At 47.2% G+C, this 15,563-nt stretch carries 16 protein-coding genes; 7 read left to right on the top strand and 9 right to left on the bottom strand.

Going from position 1 to position 15,563, the window contains the following annotated elements; genetic code table 11:
- The first annotated feature begins 39 nt into the window (after positions 1-39).
- The 5 genes from flgG to LFX25_RS11175 are packed head-to-tail and all read left to right on the top strand — an operon-like array spanning position 40 to position 4,131.
- On the top strand, positions 40-834 hold the full coding sequence (gene flgG / locus LFX25_RS11195; protein ID WP_118955940.1) for a flagellar basal-body rod protein FlgG: 795 nt from the start codon (positions 40-42) through the stop codon (positions 832-834).
- Between the two features lie 18 nt (positions 835-852).
- Positions 853-1,746 carry a flagellar basal body P-ring formation chaperone FlgA gene (gene flgA, locus LFX25_RS11190; RefSeq protein WP_238730310.1) on the top strand — a complete coding sequence of 298 codons (894 nt, stop codon included), beginning with the start codon at positions 853-855 and terminating at the stop codon, positions 1,744-1,746.
- Entirely contained in the window at positions 1,743-2,465 is a 723-nt protein-coding gene (locus tag LFX25_RS11185) for a flagellar basal body L-ring protein FlgH (protein WP_406600493.1), read from the top strand. Before flgA ends, LFX25_RS11185 begins: the two co-directional genes overlap by 4 nt.
- The gene (locus LFX25_RS11180; protein WP_238730309.1) at positions 2,462-3,646 is read left to right on the top strand and encodes a flagellar basal body P-ring protein FlgI; all 1,185 of its coding nucleotides are present in this window, start codon (positions 2,462-2,464) and stop codon (positions 3,644-3,646) included. Before LFX25_RS11185 ends, LFX25_RS11180 begins: the two co-directional genes overlap by 4 nt.
- Positions 3,643-4,131 carry a rod-binding protein gene (locus tag LFX25_RS11175; protein ID WP_238730308.1) on the top strand — a complete coding sequence of 163 codons (489 nt, stop codon included), beginning with the start codon at positions 3,643-3,645 and terminating at the stop codon, positions 4,129-4,131. The genes LFX25_RS11180 and LFX25_RS11175 overlap by 4 nt, the downstream gene beginning before the upstream one ends.
- A 72-nt stretch (positions 4,132-4,203) precedes the next feature.
- Here the strand turns inward: LFX25_RS11175 and LFX25_RS11170 are convergent, their stop codons facing one another.
- The 9 genes from LFX25_RS11170 to groES all read right to left on the bottom strand — a co-directional run bounded on the left by LFX25_RS11170 (position 4,204) and on the right by groES (position 13,113).
- Entirely contained in the window at positions 4,204-6,453 is a 2,250-nt protein-coding gene (locus tag LFX25_RS11170) for a YhjD/YihY/BrkB family envelope integrity protein (RefSeq protein ID WP_238730307.1), read from the bottom strand.
- A gap of 3 nt (positions 6,454-6,456) precedes the next feature.
- Positions 6,457-7,344, bottom strand: coding sequence for a class I SAM-dependent methyltransferase (locus LFX25_RS11165; protein WP_238730306.1), 888 nt, complete (start codon positions 7,342-7,344; stop codon positions 6,457-6,459).
- The gene (locus tag LFX25_RS11160; protein ID WP_238730305.1) at positions 7,320-7,967 is read right to left on the bottom strand and encodes a class I SAM-dependent methyltransferase; all 648 of its coding nucleotides are present in this window, start codon (positions 7,965-7,967) and stop codon (positions 7,320-7,322) included. Before LFX25_RS11160 ends, LFX25_RS11165 begins: the two co-directional genes overlap by 25 nt.
- Positions 7,954-9,213: an ATP-grasp domain-containing protein gene (locus tag LFX25_RS11155; protein ID WP_238730304.1), complete on the bottom strand. Its 1,260-nt coding sequence runs from the start codon at positions 9,211-9,213 to the stop codon at positions 7,954-7,956. Before LFX25_RS11155 ends, LFX25_RS11160 begins: the two co-directional genes overlap by 14 nt.
- A gap of 44 nt (positions 9,214-9,257) precedes the next feature.
- Positions 9,258-9,719 (bottom strand): hypothetical protein, encoded by a 462-nt coding sequence (locus tag LFX25_RS11150; protein ID WP_238730303.1) that lies wholly within the window; start codon positions 9,717-9,719, stop codon positions 9,258-9,260.
- Between the two features lie 122 nt (positions 9,720-9,841).
- Positions 9,842-10,339 (bottom strand): DUF1579 family protein, encoded by a 498-nt coding sequence (locus LFX25_RS11145; RefSeq protein ID WP_238730302.1) that lies wholly within the window; start codon positions 10,337-10,339, stop codon positions 9,842-9,844.
- Positions 10,340-10,392: 53 nt separating this feature from the next.
- Complete coding sequence (locus LFX25_RS11140) at positions 10,393-11,067, bottom strand: SIMPL domain-containing protein (protein ID WP_238730301.1); 675 nt, start codon at positions 11,065-11,067, stop codon at positions 10,393-10,395.
- A 104-nt stretch (positions 11,068-11,171) separates the two neighbouring features.
- Positions 11,172-12,809 (bottom strand): chaperonin GroEL, encoded by a 1,638-nt coding sequence (groL, locus tag LFX25_RS11135; protein ID WP_238730300.1) that lies wholly within the window; start codon positions 12,807-12,809, stop codon positions 11,172-11,174.
- A 13-nt stretch (positions 12,810-12,822) separates the two neighbouring features.
- A complete protein-coding gene (groES, locus tag LFX25_RS11130) occupies positions 12,823-13,113 on the bottom strand; it encodes a co-chaperone GroES (RefSeq protein ID WP_010574451.1) in 291 nt (96 codons plus the stop codon).
- A gap of 215 nt (positions 13,114-13,328) precedes the next feature.
- Between groES and LFX25_RS11125 the strand changes: the two genes are divergently transcribed.
- Together LFX25_RS11125 and LFX25_RS11120 are read left to right on the top strand one after the other, a co-directional pair.
- Positions 13,329-14,858: a deoxyribodipyrimidine photolyase gene (locus LFX25_RS11125; RefSeq protein ID WP_238730299.1), complete on the top strand. Its 1,530-nt coding sequence runs from the start codon at positions 13,329-13,331 to the stop codon at positions 14,856-14,858.
- Between the two features lie 62 nt (positions 14,859-14,920).
- On the top strand, positions 14,921-15,265 hold the full coding sequence (locus LFX25_RS11120; RefSeq protein ID WP_238730298.1) for a DUF962 domain-containing protein: 345 nt from the start codon (positions 14,921-14,923) through the stop codon (positions 15,263-15,265).
- Positions 15,266-15,563: the final 298 nt, after the last annotated feature.

Here is a 15,563-nt window from a genome sequence, read left to right as displayed (position 1 = left end):
TTGGCCGACTTAAACTAAGAAGAGGGTTACCGGAATATGATGCGCTCACTCTGGACGGCTGCCACGGGAATGATTGCCCAGCAGTTTCATATCGATACGATTTCAAACAACTTAGCAAACGTAAACACGACCGGATTCAAAAAGAACCGCGCCGACTTTGAAGACCTCGTGTACCAACACCAGGTATTGGCTGGAACTCCGGCCACTTCCGTGAGCGAGATTCCCACCGGAGTCAACGTGGGTCACGGGGTAAGAGCGGCTGCCTCTCAAAAACTATTCGAGATCGGATCGTTTCAAGCCACCGGAAACAAACTGGATATGGCGATCACCGGCGAGATGGGATTCTTTAAGATCCAAATGCCCGACGGAAGTTTTGCGTTTTCCAGAGACGGATCGTTCAAAATCGATTCGAACCAACAAGTGGTGACTTCGAACGGATATCTTCTCGAACCTCCTTTGATTCTTCCCGAGGGAGCGATCTTAAACACACTCATGATTTCCGAACAAGGAGAAGTCACCGTAAAAGTCGGAGCCGACATTCGTCCCATCGTGATCGGACAAGTGGAATTATACCGTTTCGTAAACCCGGCCGGATTAACCGCGATCGGAAAAAACTTATTTCAAGAAACCGTGGCTTCCGGTCCCGAGATTCCTGGAACTCCCGGAATGGAAGGATTCGGAAACGTCCTACAGGGGTTTTTGGAAATGAGTAACGTAAAGATCGTGGAAGAGATGGTGAACATGATCGTGGCGCAAAGGGCGTACGAATCCAACTCCAAGGCGATTCAGACCTCGGACAACATGTTGTCCACTGCCATTTCCCTGAAGAGATAAGAATTTTATAAATTTCTTATGAACGTATTTCGGACTTTGTTTCTTCTCCTGCTTGCAGCCAACCCTCTTTTGGGAAGAGGAGTTTCCGGAATTTATCTCAAAGGCCGCGCGATCGTGGATGGAGAAGCGGTCCTTCTTTCTTCCGTAGCGCGAATTCCGGACGGATTCGAGGATCGGGTTCTCGTAAAGAATTTAAAACGTCCGATCTACATCGGTTCGAAAGAAATACTGAACGTCTACGGGGATCTGGAACCGAACGTAACCGGAAAGGAAACCCTGGTTCTTCCCCTCAATCACTCTCTCGAACCGAACGAAATCACGGAATCCTTGAGTGAGGAAATCCGCAAAAAGCATCCGAACGAAGGATTTCGTCTAACGTTTATTTCCGGCGAAACCAAGGTTCCCTCCGAGGGAGTGGAGCTGCGCTGGGCCAACCTTTCCTCCCGTCTGCATCCGGGGCAACTGATGGCCTCTCTTGAAATTTTCTTTCAAGGCAAAAAGGTTCATAGTCTGAGAATCCGCTTTCAAGTGGAACAAAACGTCAAAGTTCTCAAGGCGAAACGTCCTTTGAACAAGGGAATCAAAATCACCGAAGATGATTTTCAGGAAGAAGCGGTTCTTGCTCCCGAAGAAATTTTGGATTCTCCAGGACCGGAGCTCCTCGGTTCTACTCTTCTCAAAGACATGAACGAGGGGGAAATCTTCCGTAAAAAACACGTTCGCAAAATCCAGGACGTTCAAAGAGGAGGGGAAATTCTGATGATCTATCACAAAGGAAGTCTCGTCCTGAAAACGAAAGTAAAGGCTTTGAGTTCGGGAAATATCGGAGAAGACGTTCAAGTGACGACTCATTCGAGAGAAGGACAGATGAAAGCGAAGGTCGTGGATAAGAATACGGTGGTGACGGAATGAAGCTGAATTCCCTTTCTAAGATGATCGTAGAATTGATCCCCGGAATTTTCGGCGCGGTTCTTTTAAGTATTCTTTTGATCTTATTGATTTTTACGGGAAGCGGTTCCGGTCTCAAAGCTCAGGACGTTTCTCTTTGGACGGATAAGAATCCGTATTCGGTCCGTCAAAACATCAAGGTCGGTTCCCCTCTTTATGTGAGAATCACGAACGGCCTGCAGGCGGAGTTCGAACTCGAATCCAACGCGGACGAAACGATCACTCTCAAATCTATGCCCGATAAAAAGATCATCCCAGATATGCCTTCGTATAACAACGATCGTACGATTACCCGCAAAAATAAGGGAAAGATCAAGTCACTCGGAAAGGTGAAGGGAAATCTCACCGCGCTAGTAACCGCGATCGATCCGAACACCGGGCTTTTGACGATCCAAGGACAAAAGGTGAACGTGATCAACGGAGAAGAGAACAGCCTCGCCCTTTCAGGAACGGTCTCCCCCGAATTCGTGGAAAAGGATTCCTCCATCAACGCGGATAAGATCGCCAATCTCCAGGTCAATTTTAACGGGAGAATCAACCGTCAACAGGTAAATCCTCCGATCGCCTTGAAATCCGTGACCAACCCGGACGGCTCAGTGACTGTCAAGGCGGAACTTTCCGAAGAGGAAAAACAAAGGCTGATTCTGAATCAGTTGAACCGGCTTCTGGGAGAATCACAATGAAATCAGAATATTCTATTTTTTGTATGTCTTTATTCTCCGAGCGCGTTCGCGGGTTTTTATCGCGCGTTTTTCCGTTTTACGCGGTTTCGTTTTATGTGCGTTTTACGTCGATTTCCGTCCTAGTCGGATTGATCGGAATTTTTTCCGTTTCTTTGAACGCCGCCGAACTGCGCCTCAAAGACATCGCGCGCATCGAAGGAATCCGCGAAAACCAAATCACCGGTTACGGAATCGTGGTCGGTCTTCCGGGAACGGGGGACAGTAAAACGCCGTTCACTTCGGAGAGTATGAAAAACTATTTAAAAAATCTTGGAGTCGAAGCGAATCTCAAACCCGATCAAACGAGAAACATCGCTTCGGTTTTGATCACCGCTACGATTCCCACCTACGCCCGCAAAGGCGACAAGTTGAACGTGGTCGTTTCGTCGATCGGAGACGCAAAGTCCCTCGAAGGAGGAGTTCTTTTACAATCTCCTTTGAAAACCGCGGGCGACAAGACGTTCGCGGTCGCTTCGGGCGTGATTTCATTCGGCGGAAGACAAGAACAGGAACGGGGAAGCGGCGCTCGCGGAAATAAAAAGACGGTGGGTGTGGTTCACGGAGGCGCGATCGTAGAACAGGAATTGGATCAGAATTTTTACGCGTCGGAACGGGTGCAAATCCAACTCGATAATCAGGACTTTACCACTCTCAATGCGGTGATCTCTCAGATTCGTTCGATTCTTCCCGGAAAACACGGAATCGGACCGGAGTCTGTCGTTCCGGTTTCTCCTTCGGAGATCAATATCGTCCTCGGAAAAACGTTCGAGAACAAGTCGGACGCATTCTTAACTTTATTAAGCGACATCGAAAATCTCACCGTGGAAACTCAGGTGAAACCGAAGGTGGTCATCAACGAAAGAACGGGCGTCATCGTGATGGGAGGAAACATCACGATCGAAGAAGTCGCCGTTTCCCGTTCCGGTTTGAATCTTTCGGTCACCGATAAAAACAGAAGACGCAACTGGCTCGGAAAAGAACAGGAGCCGGTCAAAAGTTCCTTTGTGATCGAGGAATCCACAAGCGTAGGAGACGTGGTCGAAGCGCTGAATAAAGTGGGCGCGTCCACGCGAGACATCATAGCCATTTTGGAAGCGTTGAAAAAATCGGGCGCGTTACACGCGGAGCTGGAAATACAATGAGAATCGATTCCGTTCAAGATTATACGAATAAGCTGAATCTGGTGGAAAAGCCGGAAGTAAGAAGTCTGATCAACATCGAAAAATCCAATCAGGAAAAACGGAACGTTACCTTTCCGGAACAACTTCGGGAAGAATTCAACGAGAAACTTTCCGGTAAAATCAGCTCTTCCGAAGTCCGAATGCCTCACAACATCAAGGAAGAAACCGCGGCCGATCCGTATCGCAAAAAACTGTATTCCGCTTCCGTGGAATTCGAATCGATCTTCGTCAAGATGATGTTAAGCGAAATGAAAAAGACCGTGTCCAAGTCTGGCTTGATCGACGGCGGTCACGCGGAAGAGATTTTCGAAGATATGCTCTACGACGAATATTCCAAAAACCTTTCGGCGAATTCTTCTTTGGGTCTTGCGGAACAGATTTATCAATCTCTTTCCTCCAACCTTCCTCCGGTCAACGCCGGAACCAGAACCGACCGCAAAGCTTAAAGCAGGAGTTCCCACAATTTCAACGCCGAACCTCCTTTAGGCTCGATCGTAAATCGTAGCAGTTCCCACGACTCAATCGATCAAATCCGCAAACTTGATTCCGTCCAAATCGTTTTGGAGTTTTTCTTCCGTCTTTTCGACCTTGGAACCGATGTTTCCCGGAAAGAGCTTGAGTTCCTTATCGCCCGTCAGAAGAGGTTCCGGAATCTTTCTGTAAACGTCGCCGATGCTTAAATCGCTCGGAGCGATGATCGGAACGAATTCGTTCTTCCTCGTCTCGGAAAGAAATTCCAGTTCGCAGAGTTTTTTGGTCAACACGGGAATCTCCTCTTCTTTTAAGCGGGAAATCTGCGAAAGCTCGAAGGGAGAAGAGGGAATCTTCTTTTCTTTTTGGATTTTATACGCGGACTTCAAGGTCAGAATCAATTTGCGGAACTCGTTGCTGGAAGAAGTGTGAATCTCGTCCGAGGATTGAAGCGGCGCGAGATAACGTTCGCGGAACTGCAAGGACGCCGTGATCTCCGCTCCGAATAAGACGATTAGAGAAAGCGAATATACTCCCAAAAGAAAAATAGGAACGGCGGCTAACGCCTTGTAGATGATCATCGTCGTTTCGCTGAACGAGGAAAGATACACGTGAAATCCCCAGAGGAACACGAGGAATATGACGCCCGTAACCGCCGCTCCCGCCGCCGACGCTTTCAGCGGAACCTTCGTGTTCGGAATCAAGGAATAAAGGCTGAGGAAAAAAAGCCAGATTCCGGAGAGAGGAAAAAGAATTCTCAAGAAAGAATAAATCGAAAAGACGCTGTCCCCGCCGGTGATCGTCGTAGTGGAAAACTTCTGATCCTTGGATTCGGTGATGCTGATCGTTTTGTATTCTCCGATATTGAGCATTCGGATCTTTCCGTTTTCTTTCCGTTCCAACAAAAGATTGGCCCAAAGTTTTCCGTTCATCGGAGTATAAAACGGATTCCAATGATCTCCTCCGTCCGTGGAAATCAGGATATGACCGAGGCTGTCCATGAGAAAGAGTTCCATCGCGTCGGTTCCGGTAAAGGACCAGATTCGGATGAAGTTGTATCGTTTGTGGCTGAGTTCGATCCAACTATTTCCGCCGTCCCTCGAACGGTAGATGACCCCGCGTTCGCCGGCGAGAAAAATCTCTCCGTTGTCCGCACGATGAATATCATGAAACGCTAAATGAGTTAGACGGTTCGGATAGAAGTTGAATCCGCCGTCGTTGCTCGTCCAAACCGTTCCCGATTCGTCGGCGATATATCCGTTCAGTGCGTCCGGAAAATACACTTTGGACGCGTTCATTTTGAGACGATCCTTAAAGATCGGTTTGAAGGAAATTCCTTCGGGAATGTAATGAAGAACTTCACCGTTTTTGAATACAATGAAAATGTTATTTAGATTGACGATTTCGATGTCCTTGAGTTCGACGCCTTCGAATGACGTCAAAGTCCAGACGGAGGATTCGATCGGTTTGATCAAAAGCGCGCCTCTGCGGGAGAGTGCGTAGATCAAACCCTCTCGGATTCGAATCCGGATAAAATCGGAACTTCCTATGTCCGGTTTTTTACAGAAGTCCAGGCGGCCTCCGAGGTTATCGAGACATTTCATGTTTTCGAAATCGATCTCGTCTTCCCGGATGGAATATTCTTTTTTGAGATTGGAATCCATGCGGAAAAGGGTTCCGTTTTCCCCGCTTACCCAAATTTTTCCGAGAGGATCTTTTTCCATGGAGAAGTAGTGGGGCGGTCTGAAAAAATCGATCGTCTTTTCGGCGACTCCTTCTCCGATCACGAAAAGAAGAGGGCCGATGGCCAATACGAAAAAGTAGAACACTAGTTTTTGAAAGAGGGAACGGTTGGAGCTGATTCTCCAGATTCCGTTGAACGCATTCTCCAAAGAACGCAAAACTGCGGTCGCCGAAAAAACCAAGATCACGAAACCGATGGCTCCGATCTGAGTCGCGGTGTCGATCAAGTCGCCGATCGTTTCGAGATACGTGTTGATGTCCACGTTGATATTGCTCTGAAGTATGAACGTGTTGATCGTATCGAAAATTTCTTCCTTACGATTTTCCAGACCGGAAGTGATCGTGATCAGGGAAAGAGCGACGGTCAACATCGGAATCAAGGAAACGATCGTAGTGTAGGAAATTCCGGAGGCCTGCATCAAACAATCGTCTTTGATGAAACGATAGGCGGAACCGACGATGATCCGGATCGAAAGTACGAAAATTCTTAAAAAACCTTTTTCGGGAATTCGATCCGAATCGGTAAGCCAACCCGGTTTTAAAAGATGCTGCATCGTTCATTCCGCCTTGAAGCTGTACAGAACCATGGACGAGGTCAAGGGTCTGCCTTTTTTTTTGAGTTTGCTCTTCCAATGATAGATCGAAATTCGAATCCATTTCCAGTATTCTTTCCAGGAACGAAAACTTCCTCTGGACTTGAGCAATTTTGCAAGGAGCGAAAAATCGACTCCGGGATACGTGATATGATTCGTAAAACCCGAGCGATCAAGAATTTTTTTCAAATTCGATTCCGAATAATAATAAAAATGTCCCGGAAGATAATAGTGATAGTTCGGCCCCGCGTCGATCGCTTGCCAGCCTTCGAAGTTTGCGGTTTGCAGAAGAAGAAGTCCACCGGGTTTTAAGATCCGACCCAGTTTTTCAAAAACCTTCTCCGGTTCGGAAAGATGTTCGATGACTTCCACGAGAGTCACCACATCGAAATACGCTTCGGGTAAATCCGCGTCTAAAAATTCTCCCGTGTATATTTTGAATCCCCGAGATCTTGCGACATCCGCGGAATACGAGGAGATTTCCACGCCTGTTACGCCGAAGCCCGCTTCTTTCGCGCAGTTTAAAAATCCGCCGAAGGAACATCCTATGTCCAAAAATTCTCCCGTTCGTTTGAACTTGCGGATGTTGGAAAGACGCGCCTTCCAAACGTATCGATCGTAAGTTTCGGTTTGCCGTTCATCGCGATAGGAAAAATCGGCGCCGCCGGAATAATATTCCTCCGTATAAAGCGAAGAGGGTTCCGGTCTCGGATACTGGGTCTGAAGCCCGCAGGTAGAGCAGAGGTATATTGGAATATTATAATTTTGAAAGGAAGAATGGTATAGAAATTTCCAATCTTTTTTTTGACAGCAGGGGCAGGTTTCGTCTATAGTTTGGCCAGAAAAATCCAATGACAGATCCTTTCTTCGAGTTTTCCCAAAGGCGTCCGCTCCGTATAACCGAAATCCGTTCGGGAGAATCCTTTCAAATCCTCTTTCAATTCTTCTAATGTATAAAAACGGGAATAGGCGCCTTTTAAATCCGGGGTTTGAATCACGGTTCCCTGCGCCTGTAGATGCGTGTCGCCGACGGCCCGCACCGAACCCGCGAGAAATCCTCCGGGTTTGAGAATCCTTTTTTTCTCCTTCAGGATTTCCCTTGCGAGTTCGACGGAGTTGTAGTGAAGAACTCCCCAGCTTACGATCACGTCGAAAAAACCGTCTTCATACGAAAGAGGAGGGTGTTCGTGGATCGACGCTTTGACGAACGGATATTCCTGCGAGATCGTTTTGACCGAATTCTCCGTATAATCCGTGGCGTAGACTTGATAACCGAATTCGTTTAACAAAACGCAGTGTCTTCCCGAACCGGCTCCGAAGTCGAGCGCCTTTCGCTGTTCCGAAGATTCCGTTTGCGTCGATACGATCTTGGACAACATACGCACCAGATTCTCATCCGGATAACCGAGTCTGGATTTGTTCCGGGTATAATGCGTGTTCCAAGCGGATTGGGAGGAAGATTCAGAAGGATTCAAATTTACCTTCCAGTCTTTGAAGAACGGACTTCTTCCATTCTTCCAAAGTCTGTTCGTTTTGTTCGGGACCGACGAGTCCGACCGTGCGGGTGCGAACTTCGTTTCCTTCGGAGGTTTTGAGAATATCGCCTTCCTCTTTCAGTTTACGATCAAAAAGAAGTTTTTCTTTTCCCGCTGGAGCGAATTCGCCATGTCCCGCAAGTTTGGATTTTCCTTCGGGAGGAGTGGAGAAAAAGATTCCCGCGTATTTTTTGGGAACTCCCGTATAATTCTCGAACGGACGAATCGGTTCGCCGACCAGAAGTTTCACCAAGTTGTCAAAGTAGGCCGATCCGAAATAATTGGGGATGAGAGAATCCGCCAAAAATTCTCCGCCCACTTCGGGAACCGCCTCGATCAGATAGATTTCTCCTTGAGGAGTGATTCTGAATTCCGCCACGAACGGGCAGTCGTTCATTCCGGTCGCCGCGATGAGCGCGCGGCAGTTGAGCAGGATTTCTCCGATCAATTCGGTGCGTAAAAACGGAAGAGTATGAGCGATTTCTAAATAAGGAGGATATGATGTTACGTCCTTGTGGGAGATCGACGCTGGAAAGAAATTTCCTTTTTGGACCAACCCGCAGACCGTGATTTCGAAACCGGGAATGTATTCCTCGGCGATCCAATTCTCCTTGTCCGCGTTAGACGCGCTTGTTTTCTTTTTGGAAGGCGCCGTTTTCGATTTCGGTGATTTCTTTTTGGATTTTAAGAACGTTTCCCATTCTTCGGGTTCGTGAAAGGTTCGGATTCCTTCTTTGCTGTTTCCTCGGACGGGTTTGTAGACGAACGGGAATTGATTTTTAGATAAGTTCGAATGGATGTCGTAGTTTTCGGGGACGAGAATTCCCACTCTGGCCGCGGTTTCTTTCAGAAGATTTTTATCGGAACAGATTTCCACGCAGTTCAAGCTCGCATAACGCAGCTTGAGTTTTTCGGCGATGTAAGAAGCCGTATACGTCGCCTTTCCGTAGGAACGCGTTCCTACTCCGAGAATTCTTCCGTGCAGAGGAATTTCGGAAACCGTCTTTAGAATTTTACGATATTCTGTAACGGACTCCATGATTCGAAGAGAGGACATCCCCAAGCCGGGAGCGCGATCGTTTTGATCGACCGCGATCACCGAATAACCCAGGCGTATCGCCGCGGAGATTAAGGGAACCTGATTGGTTCCGGCTCCTATGGAAAGAAAATGCCCCTTTTGTTTCATTTCCCATAGGTTTCTTTTAGGGCGGGGAGAAAGTCAAAGGATTTTTAAGCGCTAAGAACGTACGACTCGATCCAGTTCCTGGCTCGAATCGGATCCGTATAGAAGTGCTCGTTTTCCTTTCCGAATTTTTCCTCGTAGTTTCCGATCTTCGTTTCGTCTTGATGAACGTGCACCGCCGCGATGCAACGGATTCCGCGGAGATTTTGAAACCGCATCGATTTGGATTCTTCAAAGAGATTCAAGTAACCGACCTTCCATCCGTAGTCCGATAAGATTTGCGGTATGATCTCGCGAAAGCGTTTGTGCGCTTCGAGGTTGGCGGCTTGGAACCCGTGTAAGTTGATGAAGATCTTAAACGTTCCGTTGTCCGGTATTTGTGCGAGGGAATCGAGAAGGGATTTTTCCCAGACTTCCACGTCTTCGATTTCGACTTTGCCGCTAATTCTCGTGCTGACTAATTTTTGTTTCGGGTCCCATTCCGTTTTCGTAATGATTGCGGTTTCCATCCGTCTCCTTTTCGCGTTTTATCCACGCGTCTGTTCGACGGAGAACGGATGAACGAAGGTCGTCAAAATTCGGGATTCGAAAAGAATTTGTTTCTCTTTTTTATAAGAAGCCGTCGGGAAACTTACGAAACGCGTTCGTAGAGGATTCGAACTCCTCCCGCTTTTTCTCCGTTCGGTCTGAGGTTTTGAGAGAAGATAATCAACTTATCGTCCCCGTCTTTTTCCAAACTGGTTCTCCAACCCCAACTGGTTTCCGGAGTATCGCCGCCGTAGTGTCCCGTAACGGACCATTCCTTTGCGCCTGGAACTCCTTCCGAAAACAGGATTCCGCTCCCCATTCCGAAACTTTCGACCCAAGCGGATTCGTATCGTTTTTTGTCGATGTGATATCCGTAGATCGCGATTCCTTCGAACGGTTCACCTCCGTAACTTCCCTTGTATTCGTGCAGAAGAAATCTTCCGCCTAATACGAGTTTGATGGTTCCCGCAATCGGAGATTCGTCGGTGACTTCTCCCTCTTTGAACATCATCTGGTTGACGCCTTTCCAATTCCCCGTATAGGATTCGAATTCTTTGTGGACGCCTTCCCGTTTGGAGGTTTCGAACTTTTCTTTACTCATGGCGAAACAGTGAAGTCGGTTTCGGGATAGAAAGCAAGAAGAATTAAGAGTTCTTAGCGGACTTCGAACTCGATTAAAACCTTGGCTTGGATCTTTCGTTCCCCCACGGAAAGCGGCGAAGAATCGCTTTCTCTTCCTTTCATCTGATAAACCACCTGTTGATACGCCGCGGAATCGGATTCGACGATTTTGATCGCCGTGACTTCTTTTTTGCCGATCGCATTGGCGAGAACCAGCGCCTTGTTTTTCGCGTCTTCATACGCGGAAACGAGCGCGTCTTTTTCCTGTTTGGAAGTGGAATCCGACTTGAATTCGATTCCGCTTACGTTGTTGACTCCCAACTTTTGAAGTTCCAGCAATACGTCTTTATAAAGTTTTAAGTTCCTGAGTTTTAAAAGAATTCCGGACGTGGACAGATACGGCCTTTGTTTTCCGTCCTGAAGATATTGTCTTTGCAGAGTGTAATCGGTGCTGTATATATCCTTGGGGGAAATTTTGAATTCTTTGGAGAGCGCCTGGATCACGTTAGACGTTCTTTCGAGATTCTTTTCCTGGGCCGTTTTTGCGTTCGCTTCCTCGACTTCCACGGCAAAGGTCATCTGGATGTAGTCCGTTTCCACGACCGCGGTTCCGCTCCCGGAGACGGTTACGGTTTGTTTGTTCTCGGAATAAATGCCCAATCCGGGAACGACGAATAACGTAAGAAGAATCAGTTTCAATCGGTTCATAGTTCGGAAATGTTTTTTGAAAATCCGATCCTTGAAAACAAAAAAAGGCGGAAGAGGGGAACCTCGACCGCCTTTTTGCGATTGGTAAAGAACGTTCGGATGAATTACATCATTCCGCCCATTCCTCCCATACCGCCGCCCATTCCCGCCATCGGGTTTGGAGCGTCTTTTTCCGGTTTATCGGTGATCGTAACTTCGGTAGTCAGAATCATGGAACCGATAGAAGCCGCGTTTTGAAGAGCGGAACGAACCACTTTCGCAGGGTCGACGACTCCGGCTTGGATCATATCTTCCCAAACCATCGTAAGAGCGTTGAAACCTTCGTTTCCTTTTTTCGCCTTCGCGTGTTCTACGATTACGGAACCTTCCAGACCTGCGTTGGAAGTGATCATGCGGATCGGTTCTTCCAAAGCTCTGAAGATGATTTTTGCTCCGGTGGCTTCGTCGCCTTCGAGTTTCAATCCGCCAACGGCTTCCTGCGCTTTGAGAAGAGTCAAACCGCCGCCTGGAACGATTCCTTCTTCCACCGCGGCGCGAGTTGCGGAAAGAGCGTCTTCCACACGGGCTTTTTTCTCTTTCATTTCAACTTCGGTAGCCGCTCCGACGTGAATCACCGCAACCCCGCCTGCGAGTTTTGCGAGTCTTTCTTGGAGTTTTTCCTTGTCATACTCGGAAGTGGTGTCTTCGATCTGTTTTTTGATCTGACCGATTCTTCCTTGAATGTCTTTCGTTTGGCCTTTGCCTTCGATGATGGTGGTGTTCTCTTTATCCACGGTCACTTTGTTCGCGCGACCGAGCATTTGAAGAGTGGTGTTCTCGAGTTTCATTCCGAGGTCTTCGGAAATCACTTGTCCGCCGGTCAGAATCGCGATGTCTTCGAGCATCGATTTTCTTCTGTCGCCGAATCCAGGAGCTTTTACAGCAACGCAAGAGATGGTTTTTCTGAGAGTGTTGACTACGATCGTAGCGAGAGCTTCTCCTTCCACTTCTTCGGAGATGATCACGAGAGGTTTTCCCGCTTGAGCCACTTTTTCAAGAACGTGGATCAGATCTTTCATAGAGGAGATCTTTTTGTCGTAGATGAGGATGAAAGGATCGTTCAGAGTCGCAGTCATCGCTTCCGGATCGGTCACCATATAAGGAGAAATGTATCCTCTGTCGAACTGCATCCCTTCAACTACGTCGAGAGTTGTTTCGATGGACTTCGCTTCTTCCACAGTGATGACTCCGTCTTTACCGACTTTGTCCATCGCGTCCGCGATCAGATTACCGATCGTAGTATCGTTGTTAGCGGAGATCGTCGCAACGTTTGCGATGTCTTTTTTGTTTTCGATCTTAACCGCTCTTTTTTGAATGCTTTCCACCGCAGCGGCAACCGCTTTGTCGATTCCTCTTTTGAGAGACATCGGGTTTGCGCCCGCGGTTACGTTTTTCAAACCTTCGTTGATGATGGATTGAGCGAGAATGGTTGCGGTAGTGGTTCCGTCACCTGCGACGTCGTTCGTCTTTGTGGAAACTTCTTTCACCATTTGCGCGCCCATGTTTTCCAGAGCGTCTTCGAGTTCGATTTCTTTCGCAACGGTAACGCCGTCTTTAGTGATGGTAGGCGCGCCGAATTTTTTATCGATCACTACGTTGCGACCCTTAGGCCCGAGGGTAACTTTCACCGCGTTCGCGAGTTTGTTCACACCTTCGAGGAGCTTGCGTCTTGCTGTTTCGTTGTATTCTATATCTTTAGCCATGATTCACTCCTGATTATTTTTTAACAACGGCGAGAATATCGCTTTCACGGATGATGAGATATTCTTTGCCTTCGGATTTGATTTCAGTTCCGGAATATTTTCCGTAAAGGACGGTATCGCCTACCTTCACTTCGAGAGGAACGAGTTTCCCGTCTTCGTATTTGCCGCTTCCGACTTCTACGACTTTCCCTTCTTGAGGTTTTTCTTTTGCCGTGTCAGGAACGAAAATGCTACCGATCTTTTCCTCGGCTTCCTGTCTTGGTTCTACGAGGACTCTGTCACCCAGAGGTTTAATCGATGCCATAGACTAACTCCTTATTATCGTTAATTAGCACTGCATGAGGAAGAGTGCTTACTGTAGTTTTCCATTTAAAAATTCGTTGAAAAAGGGTCAAGCACTTTAGGTGAGAGAGTGCTAAAATTCGATGACGAGAAAAAAGAATCGGGAAGAAATTTCAAAACGAATCGATTCTTTCTGCGTCTAAGGAAAAAACTTCCGAAGCGCGTGAAAAGAAGAAAATGTTTCCGAAAGAAAATCTGATCCGGGTCCGCGATCTCAATCAAAAGCCGGTTCGGGAGGAAAAGCCGATTCTTCTGTATTGGATGTCCATGGCGAGACGGTTGGCATGGAATCATTCCCTGGATTACGCGATTCATCTTTCCCAAAAATACGAAAAGGAACTCTGGATCTACGAACCTCTGAAAATGGATTATCCTTGGAGTTCGCCGAGGTTGCATCGTTTTCTTCTCGAGGGGATGGCGGCGAACGCGAAAGAGGCGAACAAACTCGGGTTGAATTACCGCGCCTTTGTGGAAACTACGGACAACCCGATCACGGAGGTTTTCGGGAGAATCGCGTCTACGGCCGCGCTTGTCGTCACGGACGATTATCCGGCTTATATCGTTCCCGAATTGTTAAACGAAGTCGGCAAAAGAATCGAATGCAAGCTGCTCGCCGTCGATTCGAACTCCATCATTCCTTTGAGCCTTTACGGAGAATTCGCTTCCGCCGCGAGAATCCTCCGGCCTCGAGTTCACAAATTGTTCGCCGAAGCCTGGAAGTTTCGATCTTCCCGTAAACCGGGAAAACCTTACGTAAACACGAACGGATCTTCGCTTAGGAAGAATCCGGATTCTCCGTTTTCCAAGATCGTTTGGTTCGACGGGGATGAGAAGAAGATCGAAACTATATGCAAAAAAGTGAATTTTCTCTGTCCGGACGTTTTGCCGGTTACGGGTAAAATCGGAGGAAGGGAAGAGGGATTAAAACTTCTCAAACGTTTTTTAAAACAAGGATTGAACGGTTATGCGGAACTTAGAAGTCAGCCTCGAGATCCGAAAGAATCGTATTCTTCCTTGTTGTCTCCCTATCTCCACTTCGGTCATATTTCTCAGGAAGAAGTCGTAAGCGCCGTTCTGGATTGGAACTTGGACGAACCTTGGAATCCCGGAGTGATCGTTCCCGAAAATAAAAATCGAAAGGAAGGTTTTTATCATCCGGACGACAATGTGAATTCTTTTCTGGACGAACTCGTCACTTGGAGGGACGTGGGTTTCTTGATGTTTTGGAAACAACCTTCGTTTCGAAAAGACCTTTCCATTCTTCCCGATTGGCTACAGAAGAATTTGGATTTTCACAAAAACGATATTCGTCCGTATCTTTATACGAAGGAGCAGCTCGAGAACGCAAAGACGCATGACGCAGTTTGGAACGCGGCTCAGAAGGAGCTCGTTTTGACCGGATCGATGCACAATTATCTGCGGATGCTTTGGGGAAAGAAGATCATCGAATGGACCCCCGACTATGAAACGGCGTTTACGATTCTCGAAGATTTGAACAACAAATACGCGTATGACGGACGAGATCCGAATTCGTATACGGGAATCTTATGGTGTTTCGGTTTGTTCGATCGGCCTTGGTTTCCCGAACGAAACGTTTTCGGTAGCATACGCTATATGTCATCCGAATCCACCGCTAAAAAATTCAAACTCAAGTCCTATTTCGAATACGTGGAATCTCTGGAAGGAAACGGCTTGAATCTGTTTTGAGTCAAATGCTTGCTTTTTCGAAGCGCGGAGCGTAAAATCGTAGAAAAAGAGGATTGGTACTTATGACAACTGAGGCAGCTCCAAAGACATATACAACTTTCAAAGAATTTTGGCCGTTCTATTTGGGAGAACATGCGCATCCTGTAAACCGTGCGTTGCATTTCGTGGGAACTTCCTTTGCGATCGGTTGGATCTTGACGGCCATCATCAATCTCAATCCGTATTACATCTTGGCGGCTTTGTTTTCCGGATATTTCTTTGCGTGGATCGGGCATTTCTTTGTGGAAAAAAACCGTCCTGCAACGTTCACATATCCGTTTAAATCCTTTATGGGCGACTGGGTGATGTATTTTTACATTCTCACCGGACAGATCGGAAAGGAATTGGAAAAGATCGGTAAGAAGTAAGGTCAAGTTCTAACGATTGCAAATGATAGGCTTTTTCGATATCCTTGCGATTTTTCGAAAAGGCCGGTTTTCATTTTGTAAAAGAAAAGATTGATGCAGGAAGTTCGTATTTCGTTCTTGGAGTATTTGAAATTTGCGTGCTCTTCTTTGTGTGTTGCCTCCATTCTGCGGATTTTCCTAAGGTCTTCTCCCGAGTTTCACTATTCGATGTTTCTTAACATCGTACTTTTCTTAGAATATTTCGGAATATTGTTTTTCATTTCTTTGTTACCGACTGTGTTCGGATATTTCGTCGTCC

It is taken from the genome of Leptospira sanjuanensis, assembly GCF_022267325.1.
Taxonomy (GTDB): domain Bacteria; phylum Spirochaetota; class Leptospiria; order Leptospirales; family Leptospiraceae; genus Leptospira; species Leptospira sanjuanensis.
Note: the sequence above shows the minus strand (reverse complement) of the source record. Positions and strands in the feature narration are given on the sequence as shown.